This is a genomic window from Janthinobacterium sp. GW458P (genome assembly GCF_002127585.1).
In the GTDB taxonomy this organism is placed as follows: domain Bacteria; phylum Pseudomonadota; class Gammaproteobacteria; order Burkholderiales; family Burkholderiaceae_D; genus Janthinobacterium.
Genome location: NZ_NEGZ01000015.1, coordinates 57,099 through 77,914 on the forward strand (window position 1 = coordinate 57,099; position 20,816 = coordinate 77,914).

Sequence of the window (20,816 nt, forward strand, 5' to 3'; positions counted from 1 at the left end):
GCCCAGCCTCCCAGCGAAAGTTACCCCAAGTGATTACCCCCATGAAGTCCGCATTTGCGCGCTGGCGCCTTGGCGCCCAGCCCGCCATCCCGCCCGCCCTGCTGAAAAACCTGGTTCCCATCGTCGTGCTGGCCATCGGCATCACCGCCATGGTGACCATGTATGCCTGGCGCGACCAGGCCAACTACAAGCCGGTCTTCGGCGCGCGCGAAAAAGTGGCCGTGACGGACATGATGGCCACCCTGGACGCCGAGCACATTCCCTACCGTTTGCATCCGGACAGCGGCCAGGTGCTGGTGCCCGACGCCATGCTGGGCAAGGTGCGCATGCTGCTGGCCTCGAAGGGCGTGACGGCGCAGCTGCCGGCCGGCCTGGAGCTGATGGACAAGAATGACCCGCTGGGCGTGTCGCAATTCGTGCAGGATGTGCGCTTCCGCCGCGGCCTCGAAGGCGAATTGTCGCAAAGCATCATGACGATGGACGCGATCGCTTCGGCGCGCGTCCATTTGTCGATTGCCAAGTCGACCTCGTTCGTCGCCAGCGACGGCGACAAATCGTCCGCCTCCGTGGTCGTGGCCCTGAAACCGGGCCGTACCCTGGCGCCGGAACAGATCGCCGCCGTCATCAACATGGTAGCCGGCAGCGTGGCCAGCTTGGCGCCCACGCGCGTGAGCCTGGTCGACCAGGGCGGCAACCTGCTGTCCTCGCACATCGACCTGGCCGACGGCTTCGACGCCTCGGCGGCCGGTAATGAAGGTGCGAAACGTTTCCAGGATGAAATCCGCCGCAACGTCACGGGCCTGCTCGGCCCCGTCATCGGCGAAGACAACTTCAAGCTCAGCGTCACGGCCGCCGTCAACAACGACCGCGTGGATGAAACGCTGGAAAAATACGGCGAAGCCCCGAAAGTGACCAGCGAAGCGATGCGCGAAGAGCAGGAGCGCAACCGCACCGTGGCCGGCGTCCCCGGCAGCCTGTCGAACCGTCCGCCGGCCGCCGCCGTGCCTGCGCCCACCGATGCGGCGGGCAATCCGCCAGCCGATGGCGCACCGAAGCCGGCCGATGACGGTACGGCGCGCAAGAACGCCACCACGCGCCAGTACGCGTACGACCGCAGCATCACGCAGATCAAGCGCAGCCGTGGCCGCCTGGAAAAACTCAGCGTCGCCGTCGTCCTCAACAGCGCCGCCGCACCGAATCCGAAGACCGGCTGGACCCCCGCCGAACTGGGTAATATTGAAAAAATGCTCAGCAGCGGCCTGGGCATCAACGCCCAGCGCGGCGACAGCCTGAGCCTGACGGCCCTGGCCTTCCCCGCCAAGCCGCCCGTGGCGCAATGGTGGGAAGAGCGCGATACCGTCGTCGACTTCAGCAGCTGGCTGCTGTACGCGCTCGGCGCCGTGCTTGGCTACTTCCTGATCCTGCGTCCGCTGATGCGCCTGCTGACCTCGCGCCTGGCGCCGCCCGTACTGAAGCAGCTCGATCCCGCCCTGGCCCTGAACGGCGCCGGCGCCGGCGCCGCCGCTGCAAACGGCGCGGCCGTGGCCGGTGCGCCAGCCCTGGGCCTGAGCGGCTTGCCGGCCCTCGAAGGCGAAGCGGCCGCCGGCGGCGGCATGCCTGTCGTGCCGCTGCTGGAAAACTATGACTTGCCGCCGCCCGGCTCGGCGGTCGACGTGATGGTCGACCACCTGAAAGTGCTGGCGGAAAAAGAACCCGAGCGTGTCGCCGAAGTCGTCAAACAATGGATGCAGAAAAATGGCCGAACTCAACAACAATAATTTCCCGGACGACGCAGAAGTCGAAAACGTCAGCCTGAGCCCCGTGGAACAGGCCGCCATCGTGCTGCTGAGCATGGGAGAAGAACAGGCCGCCAATGTGCTGCGCTGCCTGTCGCGCGAAGAATTGCTCGAAGTCACGCAAGTGATGTCGCGCATGAGCGGCATCAAGGTCGAAGCCGTGAAAACGGCCATGCAGACCTTTTTCGACGACTACCGCCAGCAAAGCGGCGTGCACGGCGCCTCGCGCAGCTACCTGAAGCGCTCGCTGGACATGGCGCTGGGCAGCGATATCGCAAATAGCGTGCTCAACAACATTTACGGCGATGCCATCCGTCCCAAAATGGCGCGCCTGCAGTGGGCTTCGCCAAAATGGCTGGCCGAATACATCGTCAACGAACACGTGCAGATGCAGGCCGTCTTCCTGGCCTTTTTGCCGCCCGCGCTGGCCGGCCAGATCCTCGACGCCCTGCCCGCCGAAGGCCGCGACCTGGTGCTGCTGAACCTGGCGCGCCTGGACGAGATCGACCGCGACCTGCTGGTCGAGCTCGACGAGCTGGTGGGCCGCTGCCTGGGCACGCTCGACACGCAAAGCACCAGCGTCGAAGGCATCCGCCAGGCGGCCGAGATCCTCAACCGCATGCCGGGCAACCGCGCCGCGCTGGTCGAGCTGCTGCGCGCGCACGACCCGGACGTGGTGTCGGAAATCGAACTGAGCATGTACGACTTCCTGATCCTGGCCACGCAGAGCGACGTCACGCTCACGCGCATCCTGGAAGACGTGCCGATGGAACAGTGGGCCATCGCGCTCAAGGGCGCCGAGCCGTCGATCCGCGAAGCCGTGCTGAAAACCATGCCGCGCCGCCAGGCGCAAAGCTTCGAAGACATGATGCGCCGGTCCGGCCCCGTGCCGCTGTCGCGCATCGAACAGACGCGCCAGGAAATCATGGCCACCGTCAAGGGCCTCGCCGATGCGGGCGAGATCGAAGTGCAACTGTTTGCCGAAGCGGTGATTGAATGAAGCACTTCCGCTCGTATCGTTTCCCGCCCCTGTCGCAATTCATCGCCGCCGGCCAGCGCGCCGCCAGCGAGGACACGGACGGCCAGTGGCAGGCATCCATCTCGGAAGGCTTCGAACAGGGCCAGCGCGACGGCTACGAAGTGGGCCTGGTGCAGGGCCAGCAGGATGGCTACGACGCCGGCCGCAGCGACGGCGTGGCGCAGGGACGTGAAGAGGGCCGCAATGAAACCCTGGTGGCGCTGGACCGCCTGGCGCGCCCCGTCGACGCGATTTTGCGCGACCTGAAGAAAGTGCGCGCCGATTACCGCGAAGCGCAGCGCAAGGAAGTGGTCGACCTGGTGGCCAAGGTGGCGCGCCAGGTGATCCGCGCGGAACTGGCCTTGCAGCCGGTGCAATTGCTGGCCCTGGTCGACGAGACCCTGGCCTCGATGCCGCCCACGCGCGAGGAAATCGACGTCTTCCTCAATCCGGAAGAACTCAAACGCATCAGCGAACTCGATCCGAAGCGCGCCAAGCGCTGGAACCTGATCGCCGACGCCCGCCTCGACGCGGGCGAATGCCGCATCAAGGCCGGCGACAATGAAGTCGACGCGGGCTGCCATCAGCGCCTGTCGGCCTGCATGGAGCAGGTCAGCAGCCACCTGGCGCTGGCCGCCGAACACGCGGACCAGGGCGCGCCTGCATGATCGCCGACACGCTGCGCAGTTTCGAGATCGGCGATATCCCGGTCGCGACACCCACCGGCCGCCTGGTCGGCGCCTCCGGCCTGCTGCTGGAAAGCGCCGGCTGCCGGCTGCACACGGGCCAGCGTTGTCAAATTGAAACAGTCAATGGCGAATGGCTCGATGCGCAAGTCGTCGGCTTCCGCGAAAAACTCTCTTACCTGATGCCGTTCAAGAAGGCCACGGGCCTGACCACCGGCGCGCGCGTGCTGCCCCTGCCCGACAAGGCCAGCCTGCAGATCGGCCAGTCCTGGCTGGGCCGCATGGTCAATGGCCTGGGCGAGCCCATCGACGACCTGGGCCGCCTCGGCGGCGAACACATCCTGGAAGTGACGCCGCCGAAGATCAATCCCCTGAAGAAACAACCGGTGGTCGAGCCGCTGGACGTGGGCGTGCGGGCGATTAACAGCATGCTGACCCTGGGCAAGGGCCAGCGCGTGGGCCTGATGGCCGGCTCCGGCGTCGGCAAGAGCGTGCTGCTGGGGCTGATCACGCGCCAGACGGTGGCCGATGTCGTCGTCGTCGGCCTGATCGGCGAACGGGGGCGCGAAGTGCGCGAATTCGTCGAAAAATCGCTGGGCGCCGATGGCTTGAAGAAAGCCGTGCTGGTGATCGCGCCGGCCGACGAGTCGCCCTTGATGCGCATCATGGCCACCGAACTGTGCCATTCCATCGCCGCGCATTTCCGCGACCAGGGCAAGCACGTGCTGCTGCTGGTCGATTCGCTCACGCGCTACGCGATGGCGCTGCGCGAAGTGGCGCTGGCCCTGGGCGAGCCGCCGGCCACGCGCGGCTATCCGCCGTCCGTGTTTTCGAACCTGCCGCAGCTGGTGGAAAGCGCCGGCAACGGCGCCCACCCCGACGGCAGCATGAGCGCCATTTATACCGTGCTGGCCGAAGGCGACGACCAGCAGGATCCCGTGGTCGACACGGCGCGCGCGATTCTCGACGGCCATATCGTGCTCACGCGCGAACTGGCCGAGCGGGGCCACTACCCCGCCATCGACATCGCCGCCTCGATCAGCCGCTGCATGGCGCAGGTGATCACGCCCGAACACATGCAGGCGGCGCGCGCGCTGAAGGCGTCGATGGCGCGCCACGCGCGCGTGCGCGACCTGATCCCGCTGGGCGCCTACGTGCCCGGCGCCGACCCCGTCACCGACCGCGCCGTGCAACTGCACGCGCCGATCGAGGCCTTCCTGTGCCAGGGCACCAAGGAAGAGGCGCCGATGGGGCCGTGCATCGAACAACTTGAACAGATCATGGCCTAGGAGCAAACGTGAGCGACGCGCATACCATACGCAACCTGACCACCCTGGTCGGCCTGCGCAGCACCGAGGTGGAACGCCTGCAAGGGGAAATGGCGGCGCAGACGGCCGTGCGCGAGCGCTACCAGAAAAACCTGGAACGCCTGACGGGCCTGTACACGGATAGCGGCCCAAGCGGCGCCCTGCCCCTGGCCCTGTCCGTCAATTGCGGCAACTTCAAGCAGGCCGTCATGCAGATGGCCGACCAGCACCGCACCGATTTGCACCTGCACGAGGCCAACATGGCCATTTCGCAGCGCGCCCTGAACACGGCCTGGGCCAAGCGCGAGGTGCTGGACCAGGTGCTGACGCAAAAACAGAAACATGTTGCGAATGAGCAACAACGCGTTGATGCCAAGCGGCAAGATGAGCTGGCAACCCAATTCTGGTTCCGCGGGCAGGTAAAATAATGTTTGTGTAAGTTTCTTTCAGGAAAACTTCACAAAACGGGAATGGGGGTCGCCTTGTACCGGTATATCCCTTTATTCAGGAGTCTGGCATGGCAAACGTAATTACTGCACCGCAATACGATCCGCTCGTCACTGCAAAAAACCTGGCAACCAAATCGGTCGCGGCGCAGCAGGACAAATTGACTAAGCAAACCGCACTGGCCAATAACACGGCCGCGGCGCTGAACAACCTGAAGCTGGCCATGAGCGCCTTCCAGAGCACGATGACGACCATGAGCAGCAGCAACAAGTCGCTGCTGAGCCAGTCCGCCACCTTCAGCAATACCGCCTATGGCAGCGGCACGGCCGATGCCACGGCAGTCGCCGGCAGCTATTCCTTTTTCGTGCAGCAACTGGCCACAGCCAGCCAGACTTCGTACAGCGGCCTCGCCAGCAGCCCCGCCGCCGGCAGCGGCACGCTGGCCGTGCGGATCGGCGATCCGCTGGCCCCCGTCACCGCCGACAACAGCTTTGACATCGACCTGAGCGCCGCCGACAAGGATGCCGACGGCAACCTGACGCCGCAGGAAATCGCCGCCGCCATCAATGGCAACAGCAAGAACAACTCGCGCGTGACGGCTTCCATCGTCACCATCGGCAACCAGGCGCAGCTGGTATTGACATCGAACCTGACGGGCAAGGAAAACGCCGTCACGCTGGACGCGTCGAGCGTGACGAATACCGCGCTGACCAAGGCCCTGGTGACGGACGCGGCCACCAACATCAAGGAAGTCGTCAAGGCGCAGGACGCCATCGTCTGGCTGGGCGCAAAGGATACCGGCACACAAATCACGCAGGCGTCGAATACCTTTACCAACGTGACGGGCGTGAAGATGACCTTCACCAAGGCCATGAACACGGGCGACGCACCCGTGACGGTCACGGTGGCAACGGACAGCGGCGGCACGGCAACCAATGTGCAGGCATTCGTCGATGCCTACAACAAACTGAAAAGCGTGCTGGACGGCCTGGCCAGCTCCGGCGATCCGGACAAGAACGTCGCGGCAGGCATCTTTGCCCACGATTCCGGCCTCAATGCCCTGCGCAGCAATTTGAACAATCTGCTGCGCCAGAGCGTCGGCGGCGTATCGCTGGTCTCCTACGGCGTGACCGCCAACCGCGACGGCACGCTGAGCCTGAATACGGCCAAGCTGACGGCCAAGCTGGCGTCGAATCCGGGCGACCTGGATAAATTGTTCGGCAACAATAGTCTGTCGGCCCCATCAGGCGTATTAGGCAGCTTGGACAAGGCACTGGGCCAATGGAGCAACATCACCAAGGGCCAGCTGGTGCAGCGTCTCGATGCGAACACCAGCTTGCAGAAGTCGCTGAGCAAAAGCACCGACCTGCTGACGACCCAGTACAACACGGCCTACAAGCGTTTCCTGGATCAATATACGCGCCTGCAAGTGATGCAGGAACAGATGTACAAGACGGTCGACATGTTCGACGCCATGTTTGGCAACAACAAATCCTAAGGCGAGCGTGCCTGCCGCGCCGCCGCAAGTTTACACAGTGAGAAATAAGACATGTTAAACAATGAAGCTTACGGCAACTACCATGCAGTCAACCTGGATGCCCAGACCTCGCGCGCCTCGCCGGTGGAGCTGGTGCTGGTCCTGACGGACGGCCTGCTGGAAGAACTGGCGCGCGCGCGCGGGCATATCGTAGGCAAGCGCTACGAACAGAAGGCCATCAGCCTGGATAAATGCACGCAGATCATCAATGGCCTGTCGAGTTCGCTCGATTTCGACAATGGCGGCGAGGTGGTGGTCAACCTGGCGCGCCTGTACGACTATTGCGTGGCGCGCCTGTACACGGCCGGCATCAAGCTCGACCCCGCCCTGATCGACGAAGTGACGACCTTGATGACCACCATCAAGCGCGGCTGGGTGGGCGTCCAGGCCAACAATGCCTAGGCGCGCCGTACTGCAGCAGTTGAACCGGCAATTGAGCGCCGCCATCGCGCAAGCGGATTGGGAAGCAATGGGAAAACTGTCTGCCAGCCTGGCGAAAAACATCCCGCTGCTGGCCGAACGGGGCGCCTGGAATGCGCTGGAACAAACAGAATTGTTGCAATTGCGCAAAAATCACGCGCAAGCGGTTAAAATTTGCTCTGAGGAAAAAGAACGCCTGGGTTTGCACCTGGGTGCATTACAGGCAAATAAGGAAGGTTGGGTCGCCTACGCCGCGCTCGGCGAATACGACCCGGACGGGAATCAAGCATGATCATGAGTTTCAATACAACGCCGGCAGCGCCGGCATCGACAGGCAACGCGGCGCAGCCGCAAGCGGCATTGCTGCCTGGCCTGCCTGGCAATGCGGCGCCCGCGGGCAACGCGGCCGCGCCATCGGCCCTGCCGCTGTTTGCCCAGGTGCTCGACATCGCCGGCGCCGTCACCCCGGATACGGCCGCGCCCCCCGGCGACAGCCTCCCGCAGGGCACGGCCGGCAACGACAGCGACAGCAAGGCCGACAGCGACCTGCCTGCCATGGCCGCGCCCGTCATCGGCTTGCCGCTCGCCGCGATGCCCGTTCCCGTGCCCCCACAGACGGACGCGGCAGCTGCCGAAGCGCGCAGCGCCGCGGCGCAAACGCAGGTGCAGGCCAGCGCGGCGCAAGCCAATCCCGCACTCAATATCAGCCTGCATCCGGCAGCCATCACCCTCGCCGCCCAAGCTACGCCGCAGCCGGCGGGACGCGATACGCGCGAACCGGTGGCCGCCGCCAACCCGGTGCCCGCGGCCAAGGGTGGCGCGGCCAGTGCGCCGGCGCAACCGTTCGAATCGCTGCTGCAGCAAAGCGCTCCGGCAGCCGTGGCCGCCGTCCCGGCCGCCCGCGATGGCGAGCGTGCCGCGTCACCGGCACCGAACAACCTGGGCCTGACGGCTGCGGGCGCGAACACCGCCCCCGCAACGAACGGCGCCGACACCATCAAGCTCAACGGCCCGGCCCAGCAGTGGCAAGAACCGCTGCGCGAAGCACTGGGCGAACGCCTGCAGACGCAGATCGGACGCAACAGCGAACATGCGGTGATCCGCCTCGATCCGCCGATGCTGGGCCGCATAGAAATTTCCATCCGCCACACGGCCGGCGCGCTGCAGGTCAACGTCTCGGCGTCGAATTCGGAAGTATTGCGCCAGTTGCAAGGCATCGGCGAGAACATGCGCAGCGACCTGGCGCAGCGCCAGTACACGGAGGTAGCCGTGAATATCAGCGCCACCCCGCGCAGCCCGGCCGCCCAGGCGTTCGCCGAGGGCGACGCGCGCGGCCAGCGTCAGCCTGGCCGCCAGAATGACGACGCCGAGCCGGGGCGCGCCCTGTCCGACGGCAGCACCGCCGCTACCACTTACGCCATGCATGAGCGAGAGATTGCCTGATGAATATGAAAATGAAACTGTTAGCCGGCTTCGTCGCGGTAGCCGTGCTGGCCGCCGGCGCGGCCGGTGGCGCCATGTGGTACCTGGCCAAGCCCGTTGCCGCGCCAGGCGCTGTTGCCGAAGTGAAAGCCCCACCGCCACCGGCCACGGGCAAGAAGGCGCGCAAGTTCATCACGCTCGACAAGGTCATCGTGATGCTGCGGCGCGGCCCCGGCGAAGGTGAAACGCATTACCTGTCGGCCGACCTGGTGATCGCCACCACCGAGGAAAAGGAAAAGCTGACCAAGGACCACTTGCCGCTGATGCGCTCGATCGCCGTCAGCACCCTGTCGAGTTTCCCGCTGGACAAGGCGCAAACCATGACTGTGGAGCAATACGCCGAGCAGATCAACAAGGCATTCAATGTCAGCTATGAACGCGAACAGATGGAAAAGCCGTTCACGGAAGTCATGGTCGGTAAGCTGATCATTGAGTAAGCCAACACGCCAGCCGACCTAGTGGGAGATCCCTTGGCCTATGTAGAGCAATACCAGGAAGCGTATGGCGCCGGCGAATACGCCGCCGCCAGCGCTTGCGCGGCCGTGCTCAGCATTGCTGAAGAGCAACAACATCTGGTGGCGTATGCCCCCTTGGTGAAACGCATCGTGCGCCAGCTCAATTCGCAAGTATCGGGCGCCATCGACCGTGATGACATGGAACAGATTGGCCTGATGGGCTTGCTGGAAGCGCTGCGCCGCTACGGCGTGCCCGACCAGTCTTTCGGCAGCTATGCCAGCCTGCGCATCCGCGGCGCCATCCTCGATGAACTGCGGCGCCAGGACTGGCGCCCGCGCGCCGTGCGCCAGGAAAGCCACCGCCTGCGCGACAGCGTGCGCGCCCTCACCCGGCGCCTGGGCCGCGAACCGCTGGAAGCGGAAATCATGGCGGCCCTGAAACTGACGCCGGAAGCGTATCAGGAGTACCAGCTGGCGGAAAACGCCGAACTGATCGCCAGTTTTGACGAAGTGCTGCAGGAAAGCCTGGGGCAGGCTGACAGCGCGCCCAGTCCGGAAGAGCAATTGATGGTGCGGCGCAGCCTGGAACAGGCCCTGCGCGCGCTCGACGAACGCGAGCAGCGCGTGGTGCAGATGTATTACGAATTCGAACTGAGCTACAAGGAAATTGCCGCCGTGCTGGACCTGAGCGACGCCCGCGTCTGCCAATTGAACAAGGCGGCACTGGGCAAGATGAAAGCCATGCTGCAGGACGCATAAAGTTAAGCAACATCCATAAATTGACGCAGCACAATGACGCAGAAAGGCAGTTGACATGGTAATTATCGGTATCTTAATCGTGATGGGGTGTGTATTCGGAGGCTTCGCCCTGATGGGCGGCACCGTCCACGCGATCTGGCAACCGGTCGAGTTGATCATCATCATCGGCGCCGCCGTCGGCGCCCTGGTGCTGGGCAATCCGAAGCATGTACTCGGTGAAATGCTGCACCAGATGCGCAAGATCGTCACGCACAAGAAGCAGGGCTCGGAATTCCAGCGCCAGTTGCTGCTGCTCATGTATGAACTGCTGCAAACGGCCGCCGGCGGCCTGAAGGCGCTCGACGCCCACGTCGAGGCGCCGCGCGAAAGCGCCCTGTTCCAGCGCTATCCGCTGGTGCTGGAAGAGCCGAAGCTGCTTGCTTTCATTGTCGACAACTTCCGCCTGATGGCCATGGGAAAGATCAACGCGCACGAGCTCGAAGGCGTGCTGGAGCAGGAACTGGAAGCCATCCACGACGAATTGCTGCAACCGTCGAAGTCGCTGCACAAGATCGCCGAAGCCATGCCCGGTTTCGGTATTCTGGCGGCCGTGCTCGGCATCGTGATGGCCATGAATTCCGTGGCCGACGGCGCCGATGCGGCGGAAATTTCGGAAAAAGTGGGCGCCGCCATGGTCGGCACCTTCATCGGCATCTTCTTTTGCTACGGCGTGCTCGATCCGATGTGCAACATGATGAAACAGCTGGTGGGCGAGGAAGGCTCGACCATGGAATGCGTGAAGGTCGTGCTGGTCACGCACGTGGCGGGCAAGCCGCCCCTGCTGGCCATCGATGCGGGCCGCCGCCTGGTGCAGCTGAACATCAAGCCGAGCTTCGCCCAGCTGGAAAGCTGGATCAATGCGCTGGAAGATGGCGGCGCGGAACAAGAGCAAGGCCAAGGCCGGGGAGGCCGCCGTGCTAAAGCCGCATGAGAAACATGAACAGGCCATCATCAAGCGGGCCGGCCGCAAGCATGACGACGACGGCCACGGCGGCGCCTGGAAGGTAGCATTCGCCGACTTTTGCCTGGCCCTGCTGTCGCTGTTCCTCGTGCTGTGGCTGATGGCCGCGCGCGAGCAGCAGGCGATGAAGGAAATCATGATGGATGCGTCGGCAGGCAGCCGCCAGGGCGAAGGCCAGGGCGTCATGCCGGAACAGAAAGGCGGTCCGCGCGGCAGCCTGATCGAGCGCTTCCCCATGCCCCGCAAGGGTACGGGCGACACGCGCACGGAAGGCAAGCAGACGCAGGACGGCAAGGCCGGCGCGGCGCCGCAAAACCAGACCAAGGTCAGCTACCAGTCGCCGGAAGACCTGCTGGCCCTGTCGCGTGCGCTCGACAAGCTCAGCGACGAAGCTGGACTGAAGAGCAATCTGCAATCGGTGATCACGCCGTACGGCTTGCGCGTCATGCTGCACGATACGGACAAGCAAGGCATGTTCGTGCGCGGCAGCGCCGTGCCGACCGACCGTTTCCGCAAGCTGCTGCGCCAGATGGGCCCCGTTTTCGCCCAGATGGACAACCAGATGCTGATCGTCGGCCACACCGATTCGATGCAATACGCCAATACCGGCTATGAAGGCTATTCGAACTGGACCCTGTCGGCCAACCGCGCCATGTCGGCGCGCGCGCAATTGTTGATCGGCAGCATGAGTCCGGACAGCGTGCTGCAAGTGGTGGGCATGGCCGACCGCGCGCCGCTGGACGTAAAAAACGCCAGTGCCGGCATCAACCGCCGCATCGAGCTGTTAATATTGACGCGCGGCCAGGCCGACAGCATCGCCGCCATGTTCGGCATGGCGGGGCAACACGCGCAAGGCGAAGAACTGCAGGTGGGCGAGCCTGACTCCGGCACCTTGCAACGCCTGCGTGAAAAACTGGGCTTGCCCGCAAAGAAGGAACGGGATGAGCATGCAAATTAAAGGCAAGGGACAACGTATGAAAATCTCCTCCGGCAATACCGGCGCCACCGTGCGCAGCGGCGCCGTGGCGCCTGCCGAGGCGATCGCCGAGAACGCGGCCGCCGGCGCGGTGTCGCCCGGCTCCGCGGCAGGCGAGCAGATGCAGTCGGCCGTGCTGCAACCGGCCATGGCCGCCCTGCGCGCCATGCCCGAGATCGACCATGAACGCGTGGCCATGCTGCGCGACGCGCTGGCCAAGGGCGAGCTGCCGTTCGACCCGTCGAAACTGGCCGGCCTGATCCAGCGTTTCCATGGCAGTGAATCGTGACCGCGCCGCGCAAAGGCATCACGCGCCAGGAAGCCGTGCAGCGTGTCCTGCTGGGTATTGCGGATGATCAACAGGGCTATACTGCCCTGCTGGCCTTGCTGGAAGAACAATTCCAGGCCACCTTGCACCACCAGAGCGCGCAACTGACGGCGCTGGCCGACCGGGTCATCGCCGCCGTCGAGCAGCTCGATGCGCGCCGCCGCCAACGCGTCAGCCTCGTTACGGCCCTGCTGGGCCCAAAGGCGGAGATGGCGCAATTGTTTGCGCTGCTGCAAGACGATGCGCGCAGCAAGGCCGAGACCGACTGGGCCGCGCTGGAACAGATGGTGCTTGAATGCAAGCGCCTGAACAGCCGCAACAGCGAATTATTAACAGAGCAGTACAGCATCATGCAGCGCGTGCTGCATGGCGAGGAAGATACCTATGCGCCAGGCTGATTTCCTGACCACCCGCGCCACCGCGGCCACCCCGTCTACGGCGGCCACGTCCGCTGTGCAGAGCAATATGCGCGCCACCAGCGCCGCCACCTCCGCCGGCGGCAGCTTTGGCAGCGTGTTCCAGCAGGTACAGGGCGAAGTGGCCCGCTTCATCGAACAGGGCGGCGGCAGCGCCACGGCGCTCAGCCCGCAGGGCCGCGCCTACCTGGAGCAGAGCCAGCCCGTGAATGTATTGGGCAGCATCAGCCAGGGCGGCGAGATCGGCGAAGTGCAGCAGCAATTCCTCGCCTCGATCAAGCCGTGGACGCAAGAAGCCGGCGCCCGCCTGGGCGTGGCGCCGGAGATCGTCGCCGCCCACGCGGCGCTCGAATCGGGCTGGGGCCAGCGTCCCCTGCGCCAGGGCACGGGCGCGGACACGCATAATTTGTTCGGCATCAAGGCCGGCGGCAAATGGCAGGGCGACGTGGCCAGCAACCTGACCACCGAATACGAAGCGGGCAGCGGCACGGCCCTGAAGAAAACCGAGCGTTTCCGCAGCTACCCGGACCAGGCCAGCGCCTTCCGCGACTATGCGCAAGTACTGCTGGAAAACCCGCGCTACCGCGCCGCCCTGAACACGGGCGCCGATGCGGGCGCGTTCGCGCAGGGGCTGGCGCGCGGCGGCTATGCCACCGACCCGAATTACGCCGCCAAGCTGACGCAGCTGGCCACGCGCCTGCAGCGCACGGCCGCCGCCGACTAAGCCTGCCTCAACGGCCGGGAATCTCGGCCGGTTCCACCACGCCCGCATCGACCACCCTGGCACGTATCACCGTGCCGCTGGTGGCGTTGCGCACCCTGATCACCTCCCCTTGCGCGCCCGCGTCCAGCGCTTCGCCGGCCATGCTCACCTCCACCTGCTCCTTGCGCGCGACGATGCTGACCGCACTGCCCCGTTTGATCAGCACGGGCGACGCCAGCTGGCCTTGCCGCAGGACTTCCCCGGCGCGCAGGCTGCGCCGGCTTGACAGGCCGACAACACCAGGCAGCGAAGAGATACTGTCCGGCACCATCGTCACGTCGCGCCGCGCCAGCGCCAGGTCGCCCGCCTGCAGCGGTGTATTCGCCGTCACGGCGCTGCCGGTCACGGCGACCTGGGCCGTGATGGCGCCCCGCACCAGCAGCTCGTAACGCCAACCGTTGCTTCCAGGACACACTGCAACAAAACGCATGCGCTGCGCCGAGCGGCTGTCGGCCGCTTCCAGCGCCACCGGCGCCGCGCATGCAGGAATGGGGCGCGTGCTTTTCACGACGGTCACCTGGAACTGCGGTTCCAGCAGTCCAGCCGAGGCCGCCTGCTGTGCCAACTGCTCCCGCGCCAACTGTTCCACACGTGAAAATATATTGTCGGCTGGCAATTCTGCCCATCCTGCACTACTATATAGGCTGGTCAGTAAAAATAGGCCCGGAAGCAGCATGTGACGACGCGGCGCCTTGTTTCGGATCACGGTAATACTGTCGAAATGAATCATTGCTAACCTTAATCAAAGATACTGAAGCGGCATGACCTTACCATGCGTCAACATGACCAGGCTGGGATTTTACCTCTGCACTAACTATTTTCTGGCCTGAACTGCAAAAAGCACGATCGAATTCAACACAAAGGATGACCATGGGGATTAATTTCAAGGATGCGCTGGGCGTACATGCCGATGCACTCGCACTGCGTGCCGACCGTACCCGCGTACTGGCGGCCAACATCGCCAATGAAAACACGCCCGGCTTCCAGGCCATGGACATGGATTTCGGCAGCGCCCTGCAGCAATTGCAGGACAACGAAGCGGGCCTGCTGTCCACCGATGACGATGCCAGCGCCCTGTACCGCGTACCCTACCACCCCAGCCGCGACGGCAACACCGTCGAAATCGGCGTCGAACAGGCGGCCTTCTCGCAGAATGCCACCGAATTCCAGACCAGCCTCACTTTCGTCAACATGAAACTGAAGGGGCTGTCCAAGGCCATTTCCGGACAATAAGGAACAGCATGAGCTTCCAGGACATTTCCAAAATCGCCGGTTCGGCGATGGCGGCGCAAACCGTGCGCCTCAATACCATCGCCAGCAACCTGGCCAATGCCGATTCCGTCGCCGGTTCCGAAGGCGAGACCTATCGCGCGCGCAAGCCCGTGTTTGCGGCCGTCATGGATGGCAGCGGCGCCAGCGGTGCGGGCGGCAGGGTGCAGGTGCTTGACGTGGTGCAAAGCGACGAGCCGCTGCGCAAGGTCTACGAGCCGGGCCACCCGATGGCCAATGCCGATGGCATGGTGTACTACCCCAACGTCAATCAGGTGGCCGAGATGACCGACATGATGTCGGCCTCGCGCGCGTTTGAAACGAATGTCGAAGTTCTGGGTCGCATCAAGTCGATGCAGCAATCGCTCCTCAAATTAGGTGAAGCATAAGCCATGGAAACGAATCTCTTTACAAACAATACCAGCAACGGCGGCAACAGCAGCAATGCCGTCAAGTCGCAAAGCAACGCCACCCAGGACATGTTCACCAAGCTGCTGGTGGCGCAGATCAAGAACCAGGATCCGCTGGCGCCTACCGATCCGAGCCAGTTCGTCAATCAATTGACGCAGCAGGCGCAAACGGAAGCGATGCAGAACCTGTCGGCGCTGACCAGCGCCAATGCCAGCGTCTTGCAATCGATGCAAGTACTGGCCCTGGGTGCGCAAGTGGGCTCCGAAGTCATGGTCAACAGCGAAACGGTCCAGCTCGACAAGAGCAAGGTCAGCGGCAGCATCGCGCTGGCCGCCGGCACCACCAAGACCACCGTGACCCTGAAAGGGATCGACGACAAGGAATACAAGATCGAACTGGGCGCCAGGGCCGCCGGCACCGTGCCCTTCACCATCGACCCCGTGGCCTTGGGCTTGCCTGCTGGCACCTACAGCATGAAAGTCACCACCAACGGCGCCGAAAAGCCATCGGTCGACATCGCGGGCAAGCTCAACAGCGTGCGCCTGTCGTCCGGCGGCAGCATGATTCTGAGCGTATCGAACCTGGGCGAAGTCAACCCTGGCGCGATCACCGGCTTTAACGGCAAGACGGCCTGATCCGCTCGCCCCTTCGTTCCTGAACACTAATCTCGTCCTTCACTAAAGGAAGTCAACATGAGTTTCGACATCGCCCTGTCCGGTATCCAGTCCATCAACCAACAGTTGAACAGCACCAGTAACAATATCGCCAACGCCGGCACCTATGGCTTCAAGAGCAGCCGCGCCAACTTCTCGGCCATGTACGCCGGTTCGCGCGCCACGGGCACGGAAATCGGCTCACTGACGCAAAGCATGTCCCTCACTGGCGGCGTGCTCAACACGGGCCGCGCGCTCGACGCGGCCATCGATGGCCGCGGCTATTTCGTCACCCGCGATTCGCAAAACACCATGACCTACAGCCGCGTCGGCATCTTCTCGGCCAGCAATGAAGGCAAGCTGATCGATGCGAACGGCCGCCTGGTGCAGGGCTATGCCGCCGTCAAAGGCAGCACCACCCTGGGCGCCATGGGCGACATGCTCATTCCAACGGGCCAGATTCCCGCCGTCGCATCGACCAAGCTGGCGTATGCCGCCAACCTGTCGTCCGAATGGACCATCAAGACCGTTCCCTTCAACAAGGGCAGTGAATTGAGCTACAACAGCGCCAAGTCCTCGATCGTCTACGATTCGCTGGGCGGCAAACATGCGCTGGGCCAGTACTTCGTCAAGACGGCGGCGGGCGTGGACGTGCACTACACCTTGGACAACGTCGATCTGGCGCCTGTGACGAGCATGACGTTCGACACGTCCGGCAAGCTGTTGACCGGCACGCCGGTCACGCTGGCGCTGGGCACGCCGCCCGGCGCCGCGGCGCTCTCGATCGCCATCGACTACACGGGCACCACCCAGTTCGCCGGCGAAGCGACCACCTCGACCGACCGCGCCGACGGCTATGCCTCGGGCACCTACACGGGCGTGGAACTGGCCGATGACGGCTCCGTCGTGGCAAAATACACGAACGGCCAAAAGCAGAGCATCGGCGTGATCGCCCTGGCCACCTTCCCCGACGAAGGCGCATTGACTGCAGTCAACGATACGAGCTGGGTCTCCTCGACCACCTCCGGCACCGCCATGTACGACCGTCCGGGCGTGGGCATGGCCGGCAAACTGGTGACAAGCTCGCTGGAACAGTCGAACGTCGACATCACCTCCGAACTGGTGGGCCTGATGACGTCGCAGCGCAACTACCAGGCCAACTCGAAGGTCATCTCGACCGAGAACGCGATGCTGCAATCGCTGATGCAAGCGCTGTAATCGCCGATACGCAAGGGTAAAGCTAATGGATGCGCTGATTTATACCGCCATGAGCGGGGCCGACCGTGCCCTGCGGGCACAGCAGGTACACGCCAACAATCTGGCCAACATCGAGACGGGCGGCTTCCGCGCCAATCTCGAGGTGTCGACGGCCCAGCCGTTGCAGAACGGCTACGGCTACGACGACCGCCACATGACGCAGACGCAGTCGAGCGCCGTCGGCACGCGCACGGGCGCCATCAAGGAAACCGGACGCGAACTCGACGTGGCCGTCACCGGCAACGGTTTTCTCGCGGTGCAGTGGCAAAACGGCGAAGCCTACACGCGCGCCGGCGCCATGGACCTCGATGAAACGGGCGCGCTGACCATCAACGGCCGGCCCGTGCTGGGCGAAGGCGGTCCGATCACGATTCCCGAGCACACCAGCCTGGCTATCGGCGCCGATGGCACGATTTCCATCCAGGTGCCCGGTACGGCGCAGATGCAGACCGTCGACAAGCTCAAGCTGGTGAATGCGGAATCGGGCGAGCTGACGAAGAACGAGGCTGGCCTGATCGTGGCGCGCAGCGGCGAAGACCTGCAGGCCGACCCGACGGTGCGCCTGCGCGACCGCCACCTGGAAGGCAGCAACGTCTCGGCCGTCGAGGAAATGGTCGCCACCATGAGCCTGAACCGCAGTTTCGAGATGCAGATGAAAGTGTTCAAGGCCAGCGATTCCATGACGGAATCGGGCAACCGCCTGCTCGGCAGCTAAAAGCAAGCAGTCCTACGCGACGAAATATTCAAGGAGCAATACATGAATCCAGCAATGTGGATCAGCAAGACCGGCGTGCAGGCGCAAGACGCCAAACTGCAAGCCATCGCCAACAACCTGGCCAACGTCAACACGGTCGGTTTCAAGCGCGACCGCGTCGTCTTCGAAGACCTGTTTTACCAGGTCGAGCAGCAGCCGGGCACGCAGCGCGCCGACAACACCCTGTCGCCATCGGGCGTACAGCTGGGTAACGGCACGCACATGGTGGGCACGCAGAAAGTGTTTACCACCGGCAGCCTGCAAACGACGAGCCGCGAATTCGACGTGGCCATCACCGGCAACGGCTTCCTGCAGGTGCTGCGCCCGAACGGCGAAGCGGCCTACACGCGCGCCGGCCAGCTGGGCATCAATGAAAATGGCGTGATGGTCAACGCCCAGGGCCTGCCCCTGGTGCCGCAGATTACCGTGCCGAACAACGCCACGGCCATCACCATCGGCGAAAACGGCATGGTCACGGCCACCGTGCCGGGCAATGTCAACGGCACCCAGCTGGGCCAGCTGAACCTGACCAGCTTCGTCAACCCGACGGGCCTGCTGGCACTCGGTGAAAACCTGTTCCAGGAAACGGCATCGAGCGGCACGCCGACGGAAGGCCGTCCCGGCGAAGGCGCACTGGGCAAGCTGAAACAGTTCGCGCTGGAAGGCTCGAACGTGCAGGTGGTGGAAGAAATGGTCGACATGATCGCTGCCCAGCGCACCTATGAAATGAATACCAAGGTGCTGTCGGCCGCCGACAATATGCTGCAATACCTGGCGCAAGCGGCACGCTGATGACTGCCGCCATGAAAGCCACGGCGGCCCTGCTGCTGGTGTTGACGACCGGATGCGCCAGCCGTCCGACCACACCGGTGGCGCCCAGCTTTTCCGACACGCCGCTGCCCGTGGCGCCGCGCAGCGCTGCGCGCGGCGGCGTGGGCGGCGGCGTTTTCAATCCCGATGCGGGCCTGGACCTGATCTCGGACAGCCGCGCCTTCCGCGTGGGCGACGTCGTCACGGTAGCCCTGCAGGAAACCACGCAGGCCAGCAAGAAGGCCGGCACGTCGTTCAACAAGGGCTCCTCCGTCGGCGTGAAGGCGGCCAACATCCTCGGCAAGACTCTTCCCAAGACGGGCATCGACCTGTCGGCCGACCGCAACTTCGCCGGCGACGCGACCAGCACGCAGCAAAATGCGCTGTCCGGCGCCATCACCGTGATCGTGCAGGAAGTGCTGCCGAACGGCTTGCTGCGCGTGCAGGGCGAAAAGACGCTGACCCTGAACCAGGGCGAGGAATTCGTGCGCCTGCGCGGCTACCTGCGCGCCGCCGACATCGATTCAAACAACCAGGTGTCATCGTTGCGCATCGCCAATGCGCAGATCGCCTATTCCGGCCAGGGCACCCTGGCCGAAGCCAATACACCGGGCTGGCTGACGCGCTTCTTCGTCGGTCCGTGGATGCCGTTTTAAGGTCACATCATGAAATTTCGCTCCGCCCTGCCCCTCGCCGCCATGCTGGCCGTCCTGTCCGGCCTGTCCATGCCCGCCTCGGCCGCACAGGTGCTGCGCAACCTGGTCAGCATCGAGGGCGTGCGCGACAACCCGCTGGTCGGCTATGGCCTCGTCGTGGGCCTGAACGGCAGCGGCGACACCACCCAGGTAAAGTTTTCCAGCCAGTCCGTGGTCAACATGCTCAAGCAGTTCGGCGTGAAGATGCCGGACGGCGCCGAAGCGAAAAGCAAGAACGTGGCCACCGTCATGGTCAGCGCCGTATTTCCCCCCGGCTACCGCCGCGGCCAGGCCATCGATGTCACGGTATCGTCCCTGGGCGATGCGAAAAGCTTGCGTGGCGGCACCTTGCTGCTGACGCAGTTGCGCGCGGCCGACAATGAAATCTATGCGCTGGCGCAAGGCAACGTGGTTGTCGGCGGCCTCAACGCCACCGGCAAGAGCGGCTCGTCCGTGACCGTCAATACGCCCACCTCGGGCCGCATTCCCAACGGCGCCAACATCGAGCGCGAGATTCTCAGCGACTTTTCCACCAAGCCTTCCGTCACCCTGAACCTGCGCCACCCGCATTTCGAGACGGCCATCAATATCGTCGAAGCCGTCAACCGCCGCTTCGGCGCCGTCGCCACCACGCGCGACGCCACCAGCGTGGACGTGCTGGCGCCGGAAAACCCGACCCAGCGCGTGGCCTTCATGGCCAAGCTCGAAGCGCTGACCGTCGACGTCGGGGTCGACACGCCGAAAGTGGTGTTCAATTCGCGCACCGGCACCGTGGTCATCGCCGAAGGCTTGCGCGTGAAAGCGGCCGCCGTCACGCACGGCTCGCTGAAAGTGATCATTTCCGAAAGTTCCGCCGTCAGCCAGCCGGCGCCGTTCGGCCGCGGCCAGACCACTGTCACGCCGCAGTCGAAAGTGTCCGTCGACCAGGGCAACGGCAATATGTTCAAATGGCCTGCCGGCGCCAAGCTGCAGGCTATCATCGACGTGGTCAACAGCCTGGGCGCCTCGCCCGATGATATCATGGCAATTTTACAAGCCCTGGACCAGGCCGGCGCCATCGAAGGCGAACTGGTGGTGATCTAACGTGGCACTGAAAGCTGAATGAACATGCATATCAACGACAGCAGCGGCGCCCTGCCCTCGGCGCTGGACGACCGCTCGCCCGCGGCGGCCACCCCGGCCGATCCCCGCTACGCGGCCAAGGCCACCGAGGCGGCCGTCAAGTTTGAAGCCTTCTTCATCTCGCACATGCTGCGCCAGATGCGCTCGGGCACGCGCGAGATGGCGGGCGAGGACAGCGTCTTCAAGGACCCCGTCAACAGCGACATGCTGGAAATGGCCGACAACCTGGTGGCCGACAAGATGGCCGGCCAGCGCGCCTTCGGCATCGCCGACGCCATCCTGCGCCAGCTGCTGCCGGCGCCCAGCGCCCCCGTGTCCGCCCGCGGCGCTGTCAAAAGCGACAATATTGCGGCGCCGCTTAATAAATCCGTCTGAAGCGTCGCCTGTTGTAGCTAACAACGATACCAGGCCTGTCCTCCGGCACGCGCCCCACTCTTCACGAAAGAAACTTGCCC

26 protein-coding genes are annotated in these 20,816 nt (G+C 64.2%); 25 read left to right on the top strand and 1 reads right to left on the bottom strand.

The features are described from left to right. The first annotated feature begins 41 nt into the window (after positions 1 to 41). The 16 genes from fliF to CBW50_RS11545 all read left to right on the top strand — a co-directional run bounded on the left by fliF (position 42) and on the right by CBW50_RS11545 (position 13,351). Positions 42 to 1,778 carry a flagellar basal-body MS-ring/collar protein FliF gene (fliF, locus tag CBW50_RS11470; RefSeq protein WP_086145669.1) on the top strand — a complete coding sequence of 579 codons (1,737 nt, stop codon included), beginning with the start codon at positions 42 to 44 and terminating at the stop codon, positions 1,776 to 1,778. Next, positions 1,756 to 2,796: a flagellar motor switch protein FliG gene (locus tag CBW50_RS11475; protein ID WP_086145670.1), complete on the top strand. Its 1,041-nt coding sequence runs from the start codon at positions 1,756 to 1,758 to the stop codon at positions 2,794 to 2,796. The genes fliF and CBW50_RS11475 overlap by 23 nt, the downstream gene beginning before the upstream one ends. Then, positions 2,793 to 3,482: a flagellar assembly protein FliH gene (fliH, locus tag CBW50_RS11480; protein ID WP_086145671.1), complete on the top strand. Its 690-nt coding sequence runs from the start codon at positions 2,793 to 2,795 to the stop codon at positions 3,480 to 3,482. Before CBW50_RS11475 ends, fliH begins: the two co-directional genes overlap by 4 nt. Beyond that, positions 3,479 to 4,789, top strand: coding sequence for a flagellar protein export ATPase FliI (fliI, locus tag CBW50_RS11485; protein ID WP_086145672.1), 1,311 nt, complete (start codon positions 3,479 to 3,481; stop codon positions 4,787 to 4,789). The genes fliH and fliI overlap by 4 nt, the downstream gene beginning before the upstream one ends. 8 nt (positions 4,790 to 4,797) lie before the next feature. After that, positions 4,798 to 5,235: a flagellar export protein FliJ gene (locus CBW50_RS11490; protein WP_086145673.1), complete on the top strand. Its 438-nt coding sequence runs from the start codon at positions 4,798 to 4,800 to the stop codon at positions 5,233 to 5,235. An 89-nt stretch (positions 5,236 to 5,324) separates the two neighbouring features. Then, complete coding sequence (fliD, locus tag CBW50_RS11495) at positions 5,325 to 6,752, top strand: flagellar filament capping protein FliD (RefSeq protein WP_086145674.1); 1,428 nt, start codon at positions 5,325 to 5,327, stop codon at positions 6,750 to 6,752. 51 nt (positions 6,753 to 6,803) lie between these two features. Then, positions 6,804 to 7,193: a flagellar export chaperone FliS gene (gene fliS, locus CBW50_RS11500; protein WP_071324102.1), complete on the top strand. Its 390-nt coding sequence runs from the start codon at positions 6,804 to 6,806 to the stop codon at positions 7,191 to 7,193. 31 nt (positions 7,194 to 7,224) lie between these two features. Continuing rightward, complete coding sequence (locus CBW50_RS11505; RefSeq protein ID WP_226935566.1) at positions 7,225 to 7,503, top strand: hypothetical protein; 279 nt, start codon at positions 7,225 to 7,227, stop codon at positions 7,501 to 7,503. A gap of 2 nt (positions 7,504 to 7,505) precedes the next feature. Beyond that, positions 7,506 to 8,654, top strand: a complete 1,149-nt coding sequence (locus CBW50_RS11510; protein ID WP_172404738.1) for a flagellar hook-length control protein FliK — start codon at positions 7,506 to 7,508, stop codon at positions 8,652 to 8,654. Between the two features lie 11 nt (positions 8,655 to 8,665). Next, entirely contained in the window at positions 8,666 to 9,130 is a 465-nt protein-coding gene (locus tag CBW50_RS11515) for a flagellar basal body-associated FliL family protein (RefSeq protein ID WP_319017130.1), read from the top strand. Positions 9,131 to 9,163: 33 nt separating this feature from the next. After that, positions 9,164 to 9,907, top strand: coding sequence for a FliA/WhiG family RNA polymerase sigma factor (locus tag CBW50_RS11520; RefSeq protein ID WP_086145678.1), 744 nt, complete (start codon positions 9,164 to 9,166; stop codon positions 9,905 to 9,907). Positions 9,908 to 9,962: 55 nt separating this feature from the next. After that, on the top strand, positions 9,963 to 10,877 hold the full coding sequence (gene motA / locus CBW50_RS11525) for a flagellar motor stator protein MotA (protein WP_034757817.1): 915 nt from the start codon (positions 9,963 to 9,965) through the stop codon (positions 10,875 to 10,877). Further along, entirely contained in the window at positions 10,861 to 11,865 is a 1,005-nt protein-coding gene (locus CBW50_RS11530) for a flagellar motor protein MotB (RefSeq protein ID WP_253251929.1), read from the top strand. Before motA ends, CBW50_RS11530 begins: the two co-directional genes overlap by 17 nt. Before the next feature lie 16 nt (positions 11,866 to 11,881). Further along, a complete protein-coding gene (flgM, locus tag CBW50_RS11535; protein ID WP_086145680.1) occupies positions 11,882 to 12,172 on the top strand; it encodes a flagellar biosynthesis anti-sigma factor FlgM in 291 nt (96 codons plus the stop codon). Continuing rightward, positions 12,169 to 12,609 carry a flagellar export chaperone FlgN gene (gene flgN, locus CBW50_RS11540; protein WP_086145681.1) on the top strand — a complete coding sequence of 147 codons (441 nt, stop codon included), beginning with the start codon at positions 12,169 to 12,171 and terminating at the stop codon, positions 12,607 to 12,609. Before flgM ends, flgN begins: the two co-directional genes overlap by 4 nt. Further along, complete coding sequence (locus tag CBW50_RS11545; protein ID WP_086145682.1) at positions 12,596 to 13,351, top strand: glycoside hydrolase family 73 protein; 756 nt, start codon at positions 12,596 to 12,598, stop codon at positions 13,349 to 13,351. Before flgN ends, CBW50_RS11545 begins: the two co-directional genes overlap by 14 nt. A gap of 7 nt (positions 13,352 to 13,358) precedes the next feature. Here the strand turns inward: CBW50_RS11545 and flgA are convergent, their stop codons facing one another. Further along, entirely contained in the window at positions 13,359 to 13,955 is a 597-nt protein-coding gene (flgA, locus tag CBW50_RS11550) for a flagellar basal body P-ring formation chaperone FlgA (protein ID WP_226935564.1), read from the bottom strand. 305 nt (positions 13,956 to 14,260) lie between these two features. Between flgA and flgB the strand changes: the two genes are divergently transcribed. The 9 genes from flgB to CBW50_RS11595 are packed head-to-tail and all read left to right on the top strand — an operon-like array spanning position 14,261 to position 20,736. Continuing rightward, entirely contained in the window at positions 14,261 to 14,623 is a 363-nt protein-coding gene (flgB, locus tag CBW50_RS11555) for a flagellar basal body rod protein FlgB (protein ID WP_086145709.1), read from the top strand. Positions 14,624 to 14,631: 8 nt separating this feature from the next. Then, on the top strand, positions 14,632 to 15,048 hold the full coding sequence (gene flgC / locus CBW50_RS11560) for a flagellar basal body rod protein FlgC (RefSeq protein WP_086145684.1): 417 nt from the start codon (positions 14,632 to 14,634) through the stop codon (positions 15,046 to 15,048). Between the two features lie 3 nt (positions 15,049 to 15,051). After that, positions 15,052 to 15,705, top strand: coding sequence for a flagellar hook capping FlgD N-terminal domain-containing protein (locus CBW50_RS11565; protein WP_086145685.1), 654 nt, complete (start codon positions 15,052 to 15,054; stop codon positions 15,703 to 15,705). Positions 15,706 to 15,762: 57 nt separating this feature from the next. Further along, entirely contained in the window at positions 15,763 to 16,941 is a 1,179-nt protein-coding gene (locus tag CBW50_RS11570) for a flagellar hook protein FlgE (protein WP_086145686.1), read from the top strand. 25 nt (positions 16,942 to 16,966) lie between these two features. Next, a complete protein-coding gene (locus CBW50_RS11575) occupies positions 16,967 to 17,695 on the top strand; it encodes a flagellar basal body rod protein FlgF (RefSeq protein WP_086145687.1) in 729 nt (242 codons plus the stop codon). Between the two features lie 42 nt (positions 17,696 to 17,737). Beyond that, positions 17,738 to 18,526, top strand: a complete 789-nt coding sequence (gene flgG / locus CBW50_RS11580) for a flagellar basal-body rod protein FlgG (RefSeq protein ID WP_170909686.1) — start codon at positions 17,738 to 17,740, stop codon at positions 18,524 to 18,526. Positions 18,527 to 18,537: 11 nt separating this feature from the next. Then, positions 18,538 to 19,200 carry a flagellar basal body L-ring protein FlgH gene (gene flgH / locus CBW50_RS11585; RefSeq protein WP_086145710.1) on the top strand — a complete coding sequence of 221 codons (663 nt, stop codon included), beginning with the start codon at positions 18,538 to 18,540 and terminating at the stop codon, positions 19,198 to 19,200. A gap of 9 nt (positions 19,201 to 19,209) precedes the next feature. Continuing rightward, positions 19,210 to 20,322, top strand: a complete 1,113-nt coding sequence (locus CBW50_RS11590; protein WP_086145688.1) for a flagellar basal body P-ring protein FlgI — start codon at positions 19,210 to 19,212, stop codon at positions 20,320 to 20,322. Positions 20,323 to 20,340: 18 nt separating this feature from the next. Continuing rightward, positions 20,341 to 20,736, top strand: a complete 396-nt coding sequence (locus CBW50_RS11595; RefSeq protein ID WP_319017129.1) for a rod-binding protein — start codon at positions 20,341 to 20,343, stop codon at positions 20,734 to 20,736. Positions 20,737 to 20,816: the final 80 nt, after the last annotated feature.

Bases quoted from the DNA above. Each gene is read 5' to 3' on its own strand.
- fliF (WP_086145669.1), top strand. From the start codon at position 42: ATGAAGTCCGCATTTGCGCGCTGGCGCCTTGGCGCCCAGCCCGCCATC.
- CBW50_RS11475 (WP_086145670.1), top strand. From the start codon at position 1,756: ATGGCCGAACTCAACAACAATAATTTCCCGGACGACGCAGAAGTCGAA.
- fliH (WP_086145671.1), top strand. From the start codon at position 2,793: ATGAAGCACTTCCGCTCGTATCGTTTCCCGCCCCTGTCGCAATTCATC.
- fliI (WP_086145672.1), top strand. From the start codon at position 3,479: ATGATCGCCGACACGCTGCGCAGTTTCGAGATCGGCGATATCCCGGTC.
- fliD (WP_086145674.1), top strand. From the start codon at position 5,325: ATGGCAAACGTAATTACTGCACCGCAATACGATCCGCTCGTCACTGCA.
- fliS (WP_071324102.1), top strand. From the start codon at position 6,804: ATGTTAAACAATGAAGCTTACGGCAACTACCATGCAGTCAACCTGGAT.
- CBW50_RS11510 (WP_172404738.1), top strand. From the start codon at position 7,506: ATGAGTTTCAATACAACGCCGGCAGCGCCGGCATCGACAGGCAACGCG.
- CBW50_RS11515 (WP_319017130.1), top strand. From the start codon at position 8,666: ATGAAACTGTTAGCCGGCTTCGTCGCGGTAGCCGTGCTGGCCGCCGGC.
- motA (WP_034757817.1), top strand. From the start codon at position 9,963: ATGGTAATTATCGGTATCTTAATCGTGATGGGGTGTGTATTCGGAGGC.
- flgM (WP_086145680.1), top strand. From the start codon at position 11,882: ATGAAAATCTCCTCCGGCAATACCGGCGCCACCGTGCGCAGCGGCGCC.
- CBW50_RS11545 (WP_086145682.1), top strand. From the start codon at position 12,596: ATGCGCCAGGCTGATTTCCTGACCACCCGCGCCACCGCGGCCACCCCG.
- flgB (WP_086145709.1), top strand. From the start codon at position 14,261: ATGGGGATTAATTTCAAGGATGCGCTGGGCGTACATGCCGATGCACTC.
- flgC (WP_086145684.1), top strand. From the start codon at position 14,632: ATGAGCTTCCAGGACATTTCCAAAATCGCCGGTTCGGCGATGGCGGCG.
- CBW50_RS11565 (WP_086145685.1), top strand. From the start codon at position 15,052: ATGGAAACGAATCTCTTTACAAACAATACCAGCAACGGCGGCAACAGC.
- CBW50_RS11570 (WP_086145686.1), top strand. From the start codon at position 15,763: ATGAGTTTCGACATCGCCCTGTCCGGTATCCAGTCCATCAACCAACAG.
- CBW50_RS11575 (WP_086145687.1), top strand. From the start codon at position 16,967: ATGGATGCGCTGATTTATACCGCCATGAGCGGGGCCGACCGTGCCCTG.
- flgG (WP_170909686.1), top strand. From the start codon at position 17,738: ATGAATCCAGCAATGTGGATCAGCAAGACCGGCGTGCAGGCGCAAGAC.
- flgH (WP_086145710.1), top strand. From the start codon at position 18,538: ATGAAAGCCACGGCGGCCCTGCTGCTGGTGTTGACGACCGGATGCGCC.
- CBW50_RS11590 (WP_086145688.1), top strand. From the start codon at position 19,210: ATGAAATTTCGCTCCGCCCTGCCCCTCGCCGCCATGCTGGCCGTCCTG.
- CBW50_RS11595 (WP_319017129.1), top strand. From the start codon at position 20,341: ATGAACATGCATATCAACGACAGCAGCGGCGCCCTGCCCTCGGCGCTG.